17 protein-coding genes are annotated in these 17081 nt (G+C 34.0%); 5 read left to right on the top strand and 12 right to left on the bottom strand.

Annotated elements, in window-relative coordinates:
- Positions 1–195: 195 nt before the first annotated feature.
- A complete protein-coding gene (locus L1267_RS10925) occupies positions 196–975 on the bottom strand; it encodes a hypothetical protein (RefSeq protein ID WP_235382832.1) in 780 nt (259 codons plus the stop codon).
- A gap of 167 nt (positions 976–1142) precedes the next feature.
- Between L1267_RS10925 and L1267_RS10930 the strand changes: the two genes are divergently transcribed.
- Positions 1143–1679 carry a DUF1064 domain-containing protein gene (locus tag L1267_RS10930; protein WP_235382833.1) on the top strand — a complete coding sequence of 179 codons (537 nt, stop codon included), beginning with the start codon at positions 1143–1145 and terminating at the stop codon, positions 1677–1679.
- A 20-nt stretch (positions 1680–1699) separates the two neighbouring features.
- On the opposite strand, the gene L1267_RS10935 is transcribed toward L1267_RS10930, so the two are convergent.
- From L1267_RS10935 to L1267_RS10955, 5 genes are all read right to left on the bottom strand, one after another.
- The gene (locus L1267_RS10935) at positions 1700–2554 is read right to left on the bottom strand and encodes a hypothetical protein (RefSeq protein ID WP_235382834.1); all 855 of its coding nucleotides are present in this window, start codon (positions 2552–2554) and stop codon (positions 1700–1702) included.
- A gap of 30 nt (positions 2555–2584) precedes the next feature.
- The gene (locus L1267_RS10940) at positions 2585–3451 is read right to left on the bottom strand and encodes a hypothetical protein (RefSeq protein ID WP_235382835.1); all 867 of its coding nucleotides are present in this window, start codon (positions 3449–3451) and stop codon (positions 2585–2587) included.
- A 15-nt stretch (positions 3452–3466) separates the two neighbouring features.
- Positions 3467–4318: a hypothetical protein gene (locus L1267_RS10945; protein WP_235382836.1), complete on the bottom strand. Its 852-nt coding sequence runs from the start codon at positions 4316–4318 to the stop codon at positions 3467–3469.
- A gap of 115 nt (positions 4319–4433) precedes the next feature.
- Positions 4434–4700 carry a hypothetical protein gene (locus L1267_RS10950; RefSeq protein WP_235382837.1) on the bottom strand — a complete coding sequence of 89 codons (267 nt, stop codon included), beginning with the start codon at positions 4698–4700 and terminating at the stop codon, positions 4434–4436.
- Between the two features lie 45 nt (positions 4701–4745).
- A complete protein-coding gene (locus tag L1267_RS10955) occupies positions 4746–5378 on the bottom strand; it encodes a hypothetical protein (RefSeq protein WP_235382838.1) in 633 nt (210 codons plus the stop codon).
- A 48-nt stretch (positions 5379–5426) separates the two neighbouring features.
- Here L1267_RS10955 and L1267_RS10960 point away from each other — a divergent pair, with 48 nt between their 5' ends.
- Together L1267_RS10960 and L1267_RS10965 are read left to right on the top strand one after the other, a co-directional pair.
- Complete coding sequence (locus tag L1267_RS10960; protein WP_235382839.1) at positions 5427–5735, top strand: hypothetical protein; 309 nt, start codon at positions 5427–5429, stop codon at positions 5733–5735.
- A gap of 194 nt (positions 5736–5929) precedes the next feature.
- A complete protein-coding gene (locus tag L1267_RS10965) occupies positions 5930–6355 on the top strand; it encodes a hypothetical protein (RefSeq protein ID WP_235382840.1) in 426 nt (141 codons plus the stop codon).
- 6 nt (positions 6356–6361) lie between these two features.
- On the opposite strand, the gene L1267_RS10970 is transcribed toward L1267_RS10965, so the two are convergent.
- Together L1267_RS10970 and L1267_RS10975 are read right to left on the bottom strand one after the other, a co-directional pair.
- The gene (locus L1267_RS10970) at positions 6362–7192 is read right to left on the bottom strand and encodes an NAD-dependent epimerase/dehydratase family protein (RefSeq protein WP_235382841.1); all 831 of its coding nucleotides are present in this window, start codon (positions 7190–7192) and stop codon (positions 6362–6364) included.
- A 27-nt stretch (positions 7193–7219) separates the two neighbouring features.
- Positions 7220–7579, bottom strand: a complete 360-nt coding sequence (locus L1267_RS10975; RefSeq protein WP_235382842.1) for a TraR/DksA family transcriptional regulator — start codon at positions 7577–7579, stop codon at positions 7220–7222.
- Positions 7580–7721: 142 nt separating this feature from the next.
- Here L1267_RS10975 and L1267_RS10980 point away from each other — a divergent pair, with 142 nt between their 5' ends.
- Complete coding sequence (locus tag L1267_RS10980; RefSeq protein WP_235382843.1) at positions 7722–10631, top strand: AAA domain-containing protein; 2910 nt, start codon at positions 7722–7724, stop codon at positions 10629–10631.
- Positions 10632–10732: 101 nt separating this feature from the next.
- Here the strand turns inward: L1267_RS10980 and L1267_RS10985 are convergent, their stop codons facing one another.
- Genes L1267_RS10985 through L1267_RS10995 form a run of 3 tightly spaced genes read right to left on the bottom strand, consistent with a single transcriptional unit; the run spans position 10733 to position 12623 of the window.
- The gene (locus L1267_RS10985; protein WP_235382844.1) at positions 10733–11323 is read right to left on the bottom strand and encodes a hypothetical protein; all 591 of its coding nucleotides are present in this window, start codon (positions 11321–11323) and stop codon (positions 10733–10735) included.
- 3 nt (positions 11324–11326) lie between these two features.
- Positions 11327–11737 (bottom strand): hypothetical protein, encoded by a 411-nt coding sequence (locus L1267_RS10990; protein ID WP_235382845.1) that lies wholly within the window; start codon positions 11735–11737, stop codon positions 11327–11329.
- Positions 11738–11741: 4 nt separating this feature from the next.
- Complete coding sequence (locus L1267_RS10995) at positions 11742–12623, bottom strand: thioredoxin fold domain-containing protein (protein WP_235382846.1); 882 nt, start codon at positions 12621–12623, stop codon at positions 11742–11744.
- Between the two features lie 211 nt (positions 12624–12834).
- Here L1267_RS10995 and L1267_RS11000 point away from each other — a divergent pair, with 211 nt between their 5' ends.
- On the top strand, positions 12835–13650 hold the full coding sequence (locus L1267_RS11000; RefSeq protein WP_235382847.1) for a fibrinogen-like YCDxxxxGGGW domain-containing protein: 816 nt from the start codon (positions 12835–12837) through the stop codon (positions 13648–13650).
- Positions 13651–13693: 43 nt separating this feature from the next.
- Here the strand turns inward: L1267_RS11000 and mfd are convergent, their stop codons facing one another.
- Complete coding sequence (mfd, locus tag L1267_RS11005) at positions 13694–17068, bottom strand: transcription-repair coupling factor (protein WP_235382848.1); 3375 nt, start codon at positions 17066–17068, stop codon at positions 13694–13696.
- Between the last annotated feature and the right edge of the window lie 13 nt (positions 17069–17081).

Below are 17081 nucleotides of genomic sequence, written 5' to 3' on the forward strand. Positions count from 1 at the left end.
ATAAACCTCTTAATATCTTTTAATTTCATAATTAATCTTGTCTAATTAACTATTTTAATGAATTGGGAATCTATAACAATCAAATTGAAATAAATATTAGATTACGATGATTTAGGATGCAGAGGGTTATGCAGTGAGATGTTCCGCGCCTACCATATTAGGCTACGCGGAATTAATTGAATCGTATTTAAGTGCTTAGTTTATACTCTTTAAAATTGAGTGCTCTTTTATGTAACGTCGAGCTCTAGAGTAATTTGCTGCATTTTTTAAGACATAGTCTATTTGTAACTTTGCCTGAGTTATAAATCCTTTATCTATCTGAAGTAGGGCTAACTTCAACTTAGACTCACAGATCAGTGTATTGAACTGCGTTATAAAATTTAAATGACATTCACTGTTATCAGATATGGCCTCAAATGCCTCATTAAATAACTTTTCTGATAGTACTGGAGAGTTAGAGATTATGGGATCATTATCACAATCAAGAGGGTAAAGAAGATTAGCGATGCTTAATTTACTTAATGTACAGCCTCTTTCGGCGAAAATAGCAAGTAAGGCCCACTTTTGATCAGCAAAGTCAAAATCCAACATGTTTTCTAGTTTACTCATGACTTCATGATTTTTAACAGGATCTACGGATGAAACCTTACTGTTTCTAATATACAGAGCTTCGTCTCTTGATAAAAATGGAGCTAACCCAGCAATTAATTCTGGCACTGATGAGAACTCTATTGTTTTATCCAATGGAAACAATTCTCTTGCCCATTCAATATAAGGGATACCCGTTATTGCACTCAGTTGATCACAAATATTTTGAATTATTTCCTTTTCAGAGCGCCCCTTGCTCTTACAAATCTCAATCGTTTTATAAAAGAGATCTTTTGTGTGTTGATCAGTAAATCCCTTTGATTCGCTTAAAAATGACGTAGCAGATACTGCGAGTTGTTGGAGAGAAAATGTCCTGCTTGTTAGCATTAAGTCTTTACAGCCCAGTTGTTGTTTTGTAGTAACTTAGTGTCTTTTATAAAAAAAGTCAATTCCACGTAACGTAACAAATAGATTAAAGGAATACGTGTTTCTATTTGACATTGTATAAAGCCTCTTTAGAATTTATAAGATAATAAGTTAATTTATGTGATTTTATGGCCTATTTTAGAAAACCAAATACATCTGAAAAAACAGCAAACCCTAAAGATCCTTTGGGATTAAAAAGTATCGATCCTAGATTAGTATCAGGCGATAGAATTTCTCTAAAAGAGTTAAAAGCCTTACAGTCAAAAAAGTCCTCAAGCTCAAATAATACAGCACCAAAGCCTAAAACTGTAGCACAGAAAGATAATGGCCAACCTAATAAACATGGCGCCAAGAAAGTTGTGCATGATGGTATTACTTTTGATAGCATTTTGGAAGGTAAGCGTTACCTTATACTTAAGAGTAGAGTGAAGTCGGGCGAGATTTCTGAATTACGGATACAAGAACCTTACGATATCATCATTAACGATCAAAAGGTTTGCTGCTACTTCGCAGACTTTGTTTACAAAAGGAAAGGTGAATCTGTTGATGTTATCGAAGATGTAAAAGGACGCAGGTTGCCTATGTATATGTTAAAGAAGAAACTATTAAAAGCAATCTACAACTTAACTATTCAGGAAATAAATAAGGGAAATATAACAGCATAGCAATATTCCCCTTATAGGTATTATTTACAATTAAAGTAAATCAACATCCCGTCTCTCCACTCAGGGCCACCACATTGCTCAATAGGTGGATTATAGATAGGATCATCTACTTCATCAGGTGGTGGTGCTATAGGCTCAATTACAACTGGATCAGCAATGAATTGGCAAGCTGGGCATTCGTTTGAGAAATCCATCGCCATGCTCAAAGTATCCGATGTGGTTGAAGATACCGAGTTAGCCTTAACAATATTATCGCCGAATTTGTTATAAATAGCTTGTTTGTTATCTTTTAAGTCTGATTTCATTAATGCAATAAAGTTGATCGTTGCATTATATGAGTTTTGACTTATTGAGCTATTGATATTATCAATACTTCTATTTTTCACGGAAGTAATACTTGCAATCCGCTGTTGGCGCTCTTCATTATGAATGAGTGACTGCGTCAATCTACGATCTCTGAAACTTAGAATTTTCTGGTTGTACTTTTCATTATTAAGTACTTCATCATCATAGTCATATGCAAACTCATAAGCACTTTCAACAGAAGCGTCCCTCTCTAATTTACGACTCTTAATGTCGTCCGTCGTAAATTTACTTGCCGTTTCAATGTAATCTGCGTATATCTCAGATAAAGTTGTTGCTTCAACATTGTCTTTATCTTGAGCACTGTTTTGAGAGTAACCCTGTGAAATACGTTGGAATGGGTCTGTTGCCCCAGTATCTTTGTTATTTTTCCAGTAGTCATACATAACTTTTGCATTTGAAGCAATATGAGCATTGCCGTGAGCATAGTTAGCTTCACTTGCGTAAACATTAGATACCATTGGAAGTGACATAAGTAATGCCAATACCTTAAGCTTATTTTGAATGTACATAAATCACCTTTTTATATTTATAAACAACTATTACGGGCACTTCCACTTCATCCACGTATCACTTTGCCAAGGCTTAAGGTCAGGCTTTCCACAGTCAATCACCGGGATCGAGGGATTACTTACAACTGGGTCTTCCTCTTCTTCGACTTCACCAATAGGCTCCAACGGCTCTGGATTATCAAAAGCACAAGCAGGACATTCATCTGAGAAATTATTTGCAAATGTCATTGCATCATTGCCGTACACGATACTTTGGTTCGCTCTATTTACATTATCTGATAACGAAGCAATGATTTCATTTTTCTTCGATGTCATATCTGATGTCATTAAACTAAGCAGATTAACTGTCGCATTGTGTGATGACGTCGAAATATTCAAATTCATAGCACCAATGGTAGAAGTAGCATTTCCACCAACATTAGAGAGGTTAGCTTGTCTTTGATTATAATATGCTAAAGAGTCATTCTCCTTAGTATAATAGTAATCCTCCATAATGCCGTTGTATGTTTCTAAATTGAAATTACCATCTTTATCAAATGATGTTTCATAGGCATTTTGAATTGTTTCATTTCTCTTTTCTTGTCGTAATTTCAGGTTATCTTCAAAATTACTCTTTGCTAACTCATTAAAGACCTCTACCTGATCTTCAATACTTGATGTGAAAAACTGATCACTTGATGTTCTTTTATCGATTTCATAACCCTCAGAAATTCTCTTAAAAGGATCATTCTCATGTGACGCATCACTTTTCCATTGTTCATAAATTTCTTGAGCACCACTTTGTGTATGAGCATCGTTGTGTCTGTCTTTACCTGATTTTGGCTGAGAACCGGCAAAGGCTGATGTAGAGATTAAAACTCCTGATAATAGAACCACTATATATTTTTTATTAAACATAGAATCACCTTTGAATTAATTTCCTAATCGACTACACATCGCTTGATAAACGCCAGTAGTATCACTCATGCATCTGTAAGCAGGAATACTTTCAGGAGCTTGAAGATCTTTTAATTCTTCCTTTACTAATTTTGATGATTGCTCGGGCAAAGTATAACTTGTTAAACATGCCGAACAAGAACCTAAATAATTATTCGCATTACTAAGAACACCTAAAATTCTATTGTTCTTAGCATTAAAATCATCAATTCGACTATTAAAGTCGGTGCCATAGAGGTTTTCGCGCTTGTCTTCTAGAATTCCTCTGTATGCAACTAAAAAGTTATAAGTTGAGCTCTGATAATCTTCAGTTAAGTCTCCAACTGTGTTGTCATTTGTGATTACAGTGCTATACATCATTTCAATTTGAGAATCTCTAATAGTCTCTCTTCTTAAATCAATTTCAGCGTCATAGTACGAAAAATATTCAGCATACATAAGTTCTAGGTAATTTTCGACATCGCTATTCAAAAAGTTTGAATATGTGTCTCTAAGGTCAGTTAATTCTTGCTCTTGAGCGACTTTTCTAGATTGAATGATCTCAGTCATATTCTCAATATAATCTAATACTTTGCTATCAACTTGTGGATACGTCTGAGTTTGACGTTCTTCTAGCTCAATATCCTTGTACTCTAAGCTTAACTTCAAGAAAGGGTCATCATATTGATTAGTCTTATTCTGTTTGTTGAAGTAGCTCTCGATCTGCTCTTTTGCATTAGCTGGCTTTAGGTAAGAGTTAGCAGATGAATTAAAAGATATAGCAGACAATGCTAAACCTATTGATAGATAAAGAGTGGCTTTACTTTGTGTGGAAAGTGAAATGTTCATTTTATTCTCGACTAACTTTTTTATTACTATTTTATAGCTCGAGAACAAGTAAGGAAAATCTAAATATGTTAATTAGGACGCAAAACGAACAACTAGATAGTATCTCGTTTACTTTCTAAAAAATAAAAGCTGTTCTATCCTTATGAATTGCGAACTCATAGAGATTAATAATTGCATCACTCTGCTGTCCATCATTGTTACTCAATAATGATACCATTTGAGGAAAACTTCTATATTGCGGATGATCAGTAAAGAACTGCTCTACATTTTCTTTACTTAACGGTATATCTGCTTGTGAAATTTTATAATTTCTAGCATCAACTACTTCAGACTGGCTTTGAGCTTTTTTAAAAGCTGTTCTATTTTCAAAGTAACTGTTCATTTTTCACGTTCCTTAATTAACACAATTAAGTATATAGTCGATTATTTACCTATCTAAAGAAAAATTTGAACTTTTTTCGTTTTTTATTTTAATTTTAAATTCATTTGTTAATTCAGATAGAAGCTCTCTAACTTTAAAAGTGATGTGCTTCTTTAGTGTTTCGAACATTCTTTCACTTTGATCTTCTATACCTTCAATTTTTGAACTTAACATTGGCTTTTCAAATTCTGCTTTAAATCGAATACAAGCCATGTTTTCTTTTGAAAATTTGAAATCATCACCACTATCTGAATTGAATTGAGAAATAACGGCTTTTAGCTTTTGGTGAGTAGGCATGCCCGTTTTTAAATTCTTAAACTCTGATTCTATTTTTGAAGGGCATGAAAACCCTAGACTAACAGATGTTTTTAAAGAATAGTGCTGTTTTGGAAATGCGAGATTTAAAATTGTCGCTTGCGCAATTAAATCTTTGTACACACTTTGTTCAACAGAAATTGAATGATCAACAGAAATAATTAGATTGTTTTCATTTGAAACTGTACTTTTGTAGCCTTCTGTAATTTGCTCTACCCAATATTCAGCTAGGGCATCAGAATCCAAATTTTTACGAGTGTACTCTTCGGCGATTTTTCGACTAGGTGAAGAACTTAACTGTTTTTGGGGTGTAATAAAGATCATAATCAATTTAATATGTTTTTTAATGATTATACCAAAAGAGTGTTTTTTATGGCCAAAGGCAGGATTAGTGAAGAATACAAACGTTCAATTAAGCCGCAAATGAATGTCGTATCTGAAGTAGCAAAGCAATTCAAAATCCCAATGTTTGCAACTTTTCAAGTAGATCCCAACACGTTTGAAAGTTTTTGCCTGAATGAAGAAAGGTCAAATTTCAATAAAATCAAATATATGGCATATTTGCATGAAACATGGTCACTTGATGAATTTATGGAAAAAGTAATCGATGATGCAATAAAAAATGGACATGATAGCGCTTTATTAAACGCAATGGGCATACCGAAAAGGCCTCTAAAATAATACAGAAACTTAACTACTTTACTGAGCGCCAAAAAGTTGGCCTATATATTGCTTTGATTTATTTTTGGATTTTTAAAAATCCATTTACGAATTTGGGTTTAGGTTTGACTACATAACTAGTCCATTACCGCCAATTAAGAATTGGTAAAGTAACCTACCCGTGGTAATATTCATAAAAGTAATAAGCAACAAAAATGCATGCAAGCAAAACAAAAGGCATAACTTTGTTTTTCAAAAACTCACCCAATTCAGCTACTGATGTTATAAACATGCCGAATACAAGGAAGTTTATAGACGGAGGTTTTTTGAAATCAATAGTTTGGTTCGTTTTCGATAGTGCGTCGGAAAAAGAAGATCATTCCTGTGTCGGACTAAAAATAGAAATAATGAACGGGAGTAAAAGTCAGTCTTTGCATTATGTTGATTACGTTAACGACCTCAACTTTATGGTCAATCTCCTCAAAGAAGCACTAGAAAAGAGCGCATTAAACTGCCCAACAGAAGCTTCTATTTTTGAGAAAGGAATCGATAATTTGATAAATTGGCACTTCCATAACAAGGCTAAATTTAATGATAAAAAAAATTTAGCCCCACTAGGTTTCAATAAGCTTAAAGATTGAAGTTAACTAATTATTAGTTAATCTTGATGATAAAGACAAACACTTGTAATCCACTAAATCAGCTAAATTTGGTCCTTCATATTTCTTATCGTAATTAGACATGATCTGCCAACTATCCTCTGAAAATCCTTTATCTGCATGCTCAAATAAAAATTTATTTGCTGAATTTGATAGCTTACCTAAATGGAATGAACCTAAGATTTTTTCTCCATAGACCTTTGCTATAGTTTCAAGCATAAACCTTATAGTAATCTTTTGTTCACCTTTTATATAAAGTTCTCTAGGCAAGTTCAGCATGGCTGCTTCATTATCAAGAATGTAATCGAAAAACTTACAAACAATACTTGCAAAATCATGAATATGAATTGGGTAACCTGCGGCCAGACTTGGAACTGGTGATAGAACTATCTTAGATTTACTATTTTCCACAACTTCGCTAGTAAACTTTGAGTTTAAGCCAATAATAGGCGAGGAGTTCAAAACATAAACGTTAGCAGTATTTACTTGCTTTAGGCCATTTCCTAAAAGGAAGAATTGAACTTTATTGTTATACGAAATTAATTTATTACAAAGCTCTAGTCTATTTTTCAGGTCAACAGAAGTGCAATCGAGGATAATGTCAACGCCCTCGACCATACTTTGCAAATAACTCTCATCATTTAAGAAAAGGCTATTAAGATAATAACCTTTGAAGTTAATTGTCCCTTTAGCATCTGGTAATGTCTTGCCTCGAAAGTAGGTGCCTCTAACTTCATGCCCCTGATTCATCAACTCTTCTGCGACATATTTTCCAACAAAACCAGATGCACCTATAATAAGTACGCACATTTTAGCCATATATTACACTTAATTTATTTTATTGATTTACTTTGGACTGGATTCAAGCTTTGTCATACATGACACACAACAATCAAATGTAACATCAATTGACAATCGTTGCTCACCAATCTCTTCACCACATTTAATACAATACCCAAAATCATCCATGCTTTTCAATATTTTTAAGATCTTTTTTGCGCGTATTTTCAAAGAAGCTGTACTTGACTCTAATTTTCGTTCAGAATCAGAATTTGATGCCTTATCAAGCATATCTATGCAACGTTCTTCGCGGATTTCTGCAAGTTCTTTTTCATTATTCAGTAAAGAAGCGCGAGCAGCTGCCAACTCTGAATTTAGTGTTAATTCAAATTCTTTAATTCTGTTATCGCTTATGTAATGTTCCATAAAAGTAAAACCTTTTCTATTTATAATTATTATTTTTCAACCGCATTATAATAATTTCTCACATCTTTTATAAAAAAATGATGAGAGTTTGATCCCAAAAAGGTATAAAGTAATAAAGACTTGGTCAAAAAGTGAGTACGTTATGAGTAATAGAGCTGAGGATATCCTTGCATTTTGGCTCTCGTGTGTGAGAGAACAAGATATTCAAAAGACTGAATTGGGTGGCAAAATTAATAGTCATCAATTTATATCTTTAGATGATCAAAATAATATCGTATCCAACCAACGTGATAGCGTAAATATTAAAGTATCTAAAGAGCTCTCTTCGATCCTTAAGTCTAATAAAAAATCTTTACTGTTAAGAAATAACGATTCGAGGCCAGTGTTTTTCTTTCCTTTGATAGAAATTAAAGGGAAGATAAGTCCACTCTTTTTTGTAGACCTAACTGATTTTGAAAGGACAATAATCTCTGGCGATAAATCACAGGAGTTTAATATTAATCCTTGGTCTGTAGACACTAAAATAGGTGTAGTCACCGACACTTTCGTAAAAATGGGATATGATGAAGACGCCATCAACTTAGATGACAGTATCATTAATTTTATAGAATTTTTGACCGGTGAATTTAACCTAAATTTCAAGTTAGCTTTGGATTCTTTACTCGCCTTCATTACTTCAGATTTAGAAAGACAGTCAATTAAAGTAAAGGTATTTAACAAAGGTGTATTAAAGTACAGTGACTTTTCAGATGCCACACTTATCTTTAAAAAGGATATTCTGTCATATATAGAAAACAAGGTTTTATTAGATAGAAAAATCATCAATGACTTTTTATTTAGAACAGAAACCAATAAAAAGGATGTTGAGCAATTCTTTTTAGGCTCATTCCAAGAGACACCCTTATCCCATGGTCAAGCTCAATCATTATCTGAGCTACGCAGATCAGAAGATATAGTCTCAGTTCAAGGCCCTCCGGGGACAGGTAAAACGACCATGATAACGTCCGCAATTGCTGATCAAATAACTGAAAGGGCAATATCAATAGCAGAGGGTCGTCAAGCTGATTTTAAACCAATACTTATAACATCTTATACGAACAAAGCCGTTGAGAATGTAATTGAGCGATTAGAAGAAAGCTTTCCAGATGAGTTAGCATGGTCAATTAACCTAAACGTAGGCAACAAAGAAAAAAGAAGAGATGCTACTAAAAAAATTGAACGAGCAATAGCAAATTTGCAGGGCTCTAATGTTAATATTGCTCAATATAATAAGATAAAAACAAAACTGTTGGAAGCAAGAAACAGTCTAACCTCATCGACACAACGAATTTCGAATGAACTTACTGAATCTGAACTATCTAGGTGCGCATTACTATCGAAGAATACGCAAATAAAGACTCTCAATGATTTAATTGAGGAGGTGTCACTATTGTTCGGAGTAACTCCTAACTACTCTAACACTGTTAATGCAACGAAAAGCCATGTAACTTCGCTATTAAACAAAAGAAAGAGAATCAAACTACAGATTCAAACAGTAAAAAATAAATACAATCAATTTATGGAGATTATTCAACGACTCAAACTTGAGAGTATCAAAGACAAACTACTTGAAGATGATTTTTATAATTATGATTTAATTTCTAACTACCATGACAAAGAACATAATTTGGAAAGTTCAATTGGCTCATGGATAAACTTCCTAATTACTTTATTTGCAAAAAAAGATAATAGAGTCGCACATGAAAAAATCGACAGTCACACACGTTTTCTTAACGAATTGAAACTACACGATCTGCCTAAACTAGTCGAGCTTCGAAATGAAGCACGTAAATTAAAGGCTCAACTTGTCAATATCAATAACGAACTTAATGGATACACAAGTTTGCTTGATATATTCTTAAAAAAACGAAAGGTAGCCGCAGCAGATGAAGAGTTTAGAGTAAGAAACTCTAAACGAACATACCTTTTATTCAAACTATCGATTGAGTTTTTAATTTTATCAGCCAAATTAAACAAGAACACAATTGTTCCGGCGTTAGAAACTTGGTCCTCTCATATCGATCCGGATAAAACATACGCTAAAATTGAAAACACCGAAGAGTTTTTAAATAATATCGGCCTAATATTTCCAGTAATTACCTCGACTCTATCTTCCCTTGGTAATGTATTGCATGTTAATGACAATTACTTTATTAGCGGAAGAATGTTCAGTTTATCTATTTGTGATGAATCTGGAATGTCTCCTATTTTCTGTATGCCGACCTTATTGTTACGCTCAGATAAAGTATGTGTCGTAGGGGACCAAAAACAACTAGAGCCGATTATCAATATAGATCAAAATAGGATTATGGAGTTCTACAAGAAACATAATATAGATGACAAGCATTCCATCTATCATCCATTGAAATCCTCAGCCTTTCAACGCTCAGCCTTTTGCTTAAGCAGTAGCTTCAAAGAAACAGGTAATAGCATCATCCTTAATGAGCACAGAAGGTGTTTGCCAGAAATAAGCGATTTATTCATAGAAATAGCAGGCTATGATGGTTTAATAAATAAGACGAAAGCTTCAAAAATAAAAGAAACTTTATTTTCGCAAATTTACGCTCACCCAATTACATTTATTGATTGCAAGCCAGACTTAACAAAGACTCGAAATGTTAGCTACTCAGAAATATCAGCAATTAAGAAAATGCTATTAGAAATGAAGGAAAATGGTATTGACATTGAAGCCCAAGTTGGGATTATTACTCCATACCAAAACCAATCTATATGCCTTCAGAGTGAGCTAAGGAATTTAGTAGGCCATAGGTTCAATAATAAAAAGATCGGCACTGTGCATGCTTTCCAAGGCACAGAATTTGATATAGTAATTCTAAGTATGGTTGTATCCAATGAGCAATTTAATCACAACTTCATTAATGCTAAACCAAACTTAATTAATGTCGCTGCAAGTAGAGCTAGATATAGGCTAATTGTTGTAGGTAATTATGATTACCTCTGTAACATAAAAGGAAACATAGCTAAGCTTATAAATCGGTCCCATATAGCTTAAATGAAAAGTTATGACAGGTTCTATCTAACGTATTTAGAGCTCATTAACCCATATCGAGGCATAAGCAACTAATGAGCTTTTAAATGCTTACGATACTTTACTTATGCCACAGTCAGGATTAAACCTAGAACTAATGAGGTTGCTGTAATGATCCCGGCAGTTTTAAGCGTTTTATTTTTAATTTCATTAAAGTAATCTGCTATATCGGTTTTTGTTATTTTTTTTATGAACGCTTTATTTGTTCGACGATTAAAGTACACAAAATGCTTATCTTCTTTAGCGACCTTGTTCAACACATCTTTAAAACAGCCTGCCTTAGGATATGGCGTTATTTTAAAAGCTTTACGTTTAACACCATCATAAAAATATTCCATACAAATAAAGACACCATCCTGCGCACTTTCAAATTGCATTTTGTTTTCCTCTATGTACATATTTTCTCCATGCTTTTTCGCCAGTTCCATAGCTGTATTCTCATCAGGATGGTTTATAATTTCAGGCGGTATGTAGTTAGGAAAGTTATAAGCAGAATACACACCAATATCAACTAACCTTGCAGGTAACTTTTCATAAGTATCTGACTCAAATACAGCTAGATGCTTTTCCATTTTAGAGTCGATATGATTCAGCTCATTTATAGTTTTATAAACAGTAAGGAGTAAAATTAATGAGAACAACAACAAAAAAGACATATCTTACCTTAGGATAATGTAGAGAATTGGCGCTACAACTAGAAATACTCCATCGAGGGGTAGTGCCCACATAGGTTCTTTAATATAGTTAATTGAAGGGTCGTTTTGTTTGTAAAATATTTTAACTTTATCTCCAACGCCTTTGCTTTTAGCTTTGATTGTAGTTACATAATCAGAGAGAACTTTCTGCTCTTCAGACTTAATCGAAAGGACAGGATTTACATTCCCTCCCCCATAACTGATGCCGTCTAATACAAACTTATATCGCAAATATGAAAACCTATTCTCTATACGAAGATCATATAACTCTGCTTCGGTTGTGCTAAATTCATTTAAGGAGATATAGGCCTTATTCTCATAATAAAGCCTATAAATTCCAGCAATGATAGTTAGAAGTACCCCTATCAAATCCATTATTCTAACCCTGTTCTAGCTGGCTGATGATAAATGTAGCATCTTTATACCCTCTAATAATCTTGCCGGTTGATGTGTAGATTAGAGGAGTTCCTTTGAAACCTATCTGTTTTAGCTTGTTAGAAATTTCATCTACCGGGGCAATACAATCAGAGTCGATAACCAAATCATTGGCCTTCGCGAATTTCTTAATTTGGTTTTCAAGAACAACCACCGGGTCACCTACTTTAGAGAGTACTTTTGACTCTTCTCTAATTCGGCGTATATTTTGAGATAATAATGAATACGTTTTTTCTGGTTCAGAACTACAATATGTAAGTTCAGCTATTGTTTTACTGCCTGTAGAAATCATCAAAGGATATGATTTAACCTGATAACCAGCATCAACAATTTTATCAATCTCACCATCAAGCTTTCTACAATATCCGCATTGAGGGTCTTTTCCAATGTAAATCGTTCCCCTTGCTGTACCACTAGGCTTTGAAATTAACATTGCCTCATGCTCATCAAAAATTGAGTTCAGCATTTGAGCTCTATGAGCATCTGTAATATCTTTGCTGTTTATCATATCGATAACCCTAACACCACTACGTGATGATAAGACACCATATTCTGCGGTAGAGTTGAAAACAATGTGGTCACCATTTGCCACAAAAACAGAGATTAGTTCACCATTATTAATAGGTTTTATTTCAAGGATTTGTGCATCATTACTTGAGCCGTATATTTTGGGTAGCAACAACCCTATCTTTTTATTTAACTCGATTTCTTCAGTGAAAGTTTTCTCTTGCCCCATATGGGCAATAGTTGAAGGTGCTACCAAGAACAAATATCCCATGGTGATTAAATTAGCTAACATTAGAACAATTACGCTACTGGCTTTCATAAATATTACTCAATCTTAAAAATAATTTCGTCAATATACCTTATCATAAATTGTATTCAAGTTATTTTAGGTTTTTATGTAAGGTGCAAAAAAAGATATTTACCACTAAAGTTTATTAATAGTGAAGAATAGCTCAAAACATTTTATTGCAAAGAATCATAATCATATAAAATACACCCAACAATAAAAATAATAATAAAGTTGACCTTATATGAAATTTTCATGTGCGGCAGCAATATCTTTTCTTGCTGCCATTTCTTTTAATGTTTGCGCTGTAAATACTTATCGTTTTGAAATACCTAAAACCATTTTCGATTATGAAAATGTTAAAAGTTGCAGTGAAATTAAAGAAATAAACCCAAATGCTATTTCTGGTTATGAAGTAATATTTCCATATGGGTATTTTGGACCATCTAAAAAAGTCTTTTGTGATCAAGTAACAGATGGTGGTGGATGGACATTAGTAAGTGAATACGACTTCAAGAAAGGTCAGTGCCCATCTAATTTTGAATTCACTGAGAACGGTTGCCAAAAGCAGTCTATAGTGAGTGAAACCCTTATAAGCTCTTTGGGCATAAATTACTCTGAAATTAGAGGTCAAATAGGGCTAGTTCAAGTGGCTAGTACTGACGGATTTAGAAGGTATGGTGCAAGCTCGGATATTAATTATGCATATGTTGATGGCGCCTCCCTTTCGCTATTAAATGAAAATCAAGAACGAAGCCATATTTATACTTATGCAGTTGCTATAAACAATAATTCCAGCAGTAATAGTCTTTCAAAATGTCCATCAGAAGGTGGAACATTGCCGCCGTCATTCGTTGGAACTGATTACATGTGCGATTCAGGAAATGCATCATCTGGCTGGGAAAATAAAGTCTATAAAAAATCATTATTTGAAGATAAAGAGTTCTATAGAGAGCTTGATAAACCTACTAGCTCGCAAATCTCACTAAGAATTCTGAATGATCAGGATATTGATGATGAAAACTTATTGCTAACAAAATCTAAAATATTTATTCGTTAAGTAAAATGATAATGGCCCCGACTTAAGAACCGGGGCCATTTTGTTAAGGCTCTATAATGAAATCCTGTAACTTGATTTCAACTAAAGCATCATCAGTAGGAGTTATTTGAATCTCCCTTTTTCCGGTAGGAAGTACAGTTGCATTCGTTCCGAACTGCTTGGATAACTTTTCAACGTAAGAATCTGAAAATGTATCGAAGCCGGTAACAAAGAATATGTTTGACTTACGGTTAATGCTCTTAATTCCAAGTTTCGGAATAGTTCTTTTAGCAAGGAAAAAATCAAATACATCTTCAGCCTCTTGAGGCATCGGACCATACCTATCAATAAGCTCAGCTTTCAATTCAGAAATATCATTTTGCGAATTAGCCTTAATGATTTTTCGATAGGCATACATTCTTACTGAGTCATCTTCAATATAGGAACTTGGTATTGAAGAATCCATTTGCAAGTTCGTTTCCAACTCAACTCTATTTTCTAATGTCTCATTTGAGCTAACAACCTCTTCAATACGCGATTTACTAAACTCTAGCAGTAACATTGCTTTAAACTCTGGGTCACGCTCCAAGTTAGCTGTGGCCATATTTAACATTTTAAAATATAAGTCATAACCTAGTGAGTTGATATGTCCACTTTGCTTCTCACCTAAAACCTCACCAGCACCTCGTATTTCCATATCAACGCTTGATAATTCAAACCCGCCTCCGAGATTTGAATTTTCAGTCATAGCTTCGATTCGTTTACGTGATTTTTCTGAAATAGTCTTATCTTGCGGTGTAAGTAAATACGCATAAGCTTGTCTTCTACCGCGACCGACACGACCTCTAATTTGGTGCATCTGAGCTAATCCTAAATTTTCTGGATTATTTATTAAAATTGTATTGGCATTTGGAATATCAATACCAGTTTCAATGATGGTGGTTGAAACAAGAACATCAAACTCATGAGCTCTAAATTTCGACATTAAATCAAATAACTCAATTTCTTTCATTTTACCATGAGCAAATCGAACTCTTACTTCTGGAACTAGTTCAGAAATCAAATTGGTGATTTCCTCAATTGTTTCAATATTGTTATGTAAAAAGAACACTTGGCCGTTACGCAACATTTCGCGTTGAATCGCAACACGAATCGTCTCGTTATCAAAGACATGGCTCTCTGTACGTATAGCTAGTCTTTTTGAGGGTGCAGTTTTTAAGGTACTAACATCTCTTATACCATGAAGAGCAGAAGATAAAGTTCGTGGTATTGGTGTTGCGGTTAAAGCTAAAACATCTAAATTTGCTTTTATATCTGAAATTTTTTGCTTTTGCTTCACACCAAAACGGTGTTCTTCATCTATAACTAGTAACCCTAGGTCAGCAAATTTCACATCAGCTTGTAGTAACCTATGTGTACCAATAACAATATCAATCTCGCCAGTATTAATTTTTTTAAGAGTTTCTCTTTCTTCACTCTTATTTTTACTTGTAAGTAAGCAGATATTCTTTCCAGTGCCTTCAAAGCGGCGCTTGAATGTTTCATAGTGCTGTGATGCTAATAATGTTGTTGGCGCCAAGACACTACACTGTCTTCCATTATTAGCTACAAGGAAACACGCTCTCATAGCAATTTCAGTTTTACCATAACCAACGTCACCAATTAATAAGCGGTCCATTGCTTTATCGCCGGTTAGATCGGTAATAATGTCATTAACAGCTGCCTGCTGATCTTGGGTCATCATGAATGAAAAGCCACTAGCAAATTTATTGTACTCGTATGTATTTTTGACATATGGCGGTCTTTTTTCGATATGATGCGCAATTTTTGCTTTTATTAAGCCTTCTGCTACCTCAGAGACATCTTTCTGTAGCTCAGCTATTTTACTTAACCATTTTGCACCTTTCCCATCATCTAATGGTGCTGATTCTGGGTCTAGACCTTTATATTCTGATAATTGGTCTATTTTATCGATAGGAACAAAAACTGATGAGTTGTCAGCATACTCAATTTGAACAAATTCTCTTTCAATATCATCCGAGATTGGTTTTCGAACTAGACCTAGAAAACGGCCCACTCCTTTAGTCGCGTGAGTTATAGGGAAACCAATTTCTGTATCTAGAATATCGTCCTCAAGTTTGCTGGCATCTTCGCTGTACTCAATTTCAGTGTAGCTTTGTGTACCAAAGAACTCTCTTTCACTAATAACCAAAATATTGTTGTTAGCATCAAAGTAACCAGATGAAAAGCTAGAATACGTGTAATAGAAGCCGTCATCAGCATTCGTAAAGTCGTTCCAATCTTCTATATGAGCAAGCGTTTTTCGCTTCATACTAAAAAGAATTCTTAGCTGCCTTTCACGTGCTTCTGAATTAACACCAAATAGAACTTTCTTAGCAGTTTCACCCCATTTCATAACCTGAGTTAAAGTTGCACTTGCTTTATCTTGCTTTATTATTTGAGTGTCTTTAAAGCCTAAATTAGATGCAAACTCTTCTGTTAATTGAATAGCATTAACTGAAATTAAGTTCTCTATCAATTCGTTGTACGCAAAAACATCACTAGGCTTAATAACGTTTTGATTGACCGAAAGCTCTTTATATCTAAATTCACATAGCTGTTGAAATTTCTCGACTTGACCATCTAAGTCAATATTAGTTATGAACTGCGTCTTACTAGGAAAGTAATCAATGAGTGTTGATAATTTTTCAGTAAAGAATGGTAGAAATGCTAAAGCATCACCAAACATTTCCCCATTTTTACAACTAGAGTATCGTTCATCTTTTTGATTTTTAAATTGATTCCAATGATTTGAACAAAATCGAATACGTTCTTCTTCTGTAAACGGAACTGGATAAGCCGGGAAAATATTGAAACTTGAAATCTCGTGACCATTCCGTTGAGTATCAGCATTGAATGAAACGATCTTTGCTATCTTATTATATTTCAAATAAATCCTACACGGAAGATCTTCACCTACTGGATAAATATCAACAATATCATTCTTGAAACAAAACGTCCCATGGTCTCGAACAGTAGATGCATCCATGTATCCAATTTCTTCAAGAGTGGCTTTGAAATCATCAGCAACAAAAGAGTCACCTAACTTTAAGTTTATTAAGCTAGCAGTAAAATCATCGGTACTCTGGTATCTCTCCATCATTGATTGAGCAGTACAAATATAAATACCGCTCTCAGTCAGAATCTTAGTGAGTGACTGATTAATATCTGAAATGTGCTTTACAGACGGAGGTTGGTTATCATAAGGTAATAACTCATAACTAGGCACAATGCTTTTCTTTACGCTAGGCATGAAAAATGACATCAAATCATAAATTTCTTCAGCGTGTTCAGCATCACGTGCTATAACCGCGATGGTTTTATTTGAATCAAGGTTAATAATATCTTTAATTGCAGGAATTAAGAGAGAATCTTTCATTACGATGTTTACT

The sequence above is a fragment of the Pseudoalteromonas sp. OFAV1 genome (genome assembly GCF_021532595.1).
GTDB classification, from domain to species: domain Bacteria; phylum Pseudomonadota; class Gammaproteobacteria; order Enterobacterales; family Alteromonadaceae; genus Pseudoalteromonas; species Pseudoalteromonas lipolytica_C.

Coding starts and splice junctions, on each gene's coding strand:
- L1267_RS10925 (WP_235382832.1), bottom strand. CDS start 975: ATGCTAACAAGCAGGACATTTTCTCTCCAACAACTCGCAGTATCTGCT.
- L1267_RS10930 (WP_235382833.1), top strand. CDS start 1,143: ATGGCCTATTTTAGAAAACCAAATACATCTGAAAAAACAGCAAACCCT.
- L1267_RS10935 (WP_235382834.1), bottom strand. CDS start 2,554: ATGTACATTCAAAATAAGCTTAAGGTATTGGCATTACTTATGTCACTT.
- L1267_RS10940 (WP_235382835.1), bottom strand. CDS start 3,451: ATGTTTAATAAAAAATATATAGTGGTTCTATTATCAGGAGTTTTAATC.
- L1267_RS10945 (WP_235382836.1), bottom strand. CDS start 4,318: ATGAACATTTCACTTTCCACACAAAGTAAAGCCACTCTTTATCTATCA.
- L1267_RS10950 (WP_235382837.1), bottom strand. CDS start 4,700: ATGAACAGTTACTTTGAAAATAGAACAGCTTTTAAAAAAGCTCAAAGC.
- L1267_RS10955 (WP_235382838.1), bottom strand. CDS start 5,378: ATGATCTTTATTACACCCCAAAAACAGTTAAGTTCTTCACCTAGTCGA.
- L1267_RS10960 (WP_235382839.1), top strand. CDS start 5,427: ATGGCCAAAGGCAGGATTAGTGAAGAATACAAACGTTCAATTAAGCCG.
- L1267_RS10965 (WP_235382840.1), top strand. CDS start 5,930: ATGCATGCAAGCAAAACAAAAGGCATAACTTTGTTTTTCAAAAACTCA.
- L1267_RS10970 (WP_235382841.1), bottom strand. CDS start 7,192: ATGGCTAAAATGTGCGTACTTATTATAGGTGCATCTGGTTTTGTTGGA.
- L1267_RS10975 (WP_235382842.1), bottom strand. CDS start 7,579: ATGGAACATTACATAAGCGATAACAGAATTAAAGAATTTGAATTAACA.
- L1267_RS10980 (WP_235382843.1), top strand. CDS start 7,722: ATGAGTAATAGAGCTGAGGATATCCTTGCATTTTGGCTCTCGTGTGTG.
- L1267_RS10985 (WP_235382844.1), bottom strand. CDS start 11,323: ATGTCTTTTTTGTTGTTGTTCTCATTAATTTTACTCCTTACTGTTTAT.
- L1267_RS10990 (WP_235382845.1), bottom strand. CDS start 11,737: ATGGATTTGATAGGGGTACTTCTAACTATCATTGCTGGAATTTATAGG.
- L1267_RS10995 (WP_235382846.1), bottom strand. CDS start 12,623: ATGAAAGCCAGTAGCGTAATTGTTCTAATGTTAGCTAATTTAATCACC.
- L1267_RS11000 (WP_235382847.1), top strand. CDS start 12,835: ATGAAATTTTCATGTGCGGCAGCAATATCTTTTCTTGCTGCCATTTCT.
- mfd (WP_235382848.1), bottom strand. CDS start 17,068: ATGAAAGATTCTCTCTTAATTCCTGCAATTAAAGATATTATTAACCTT.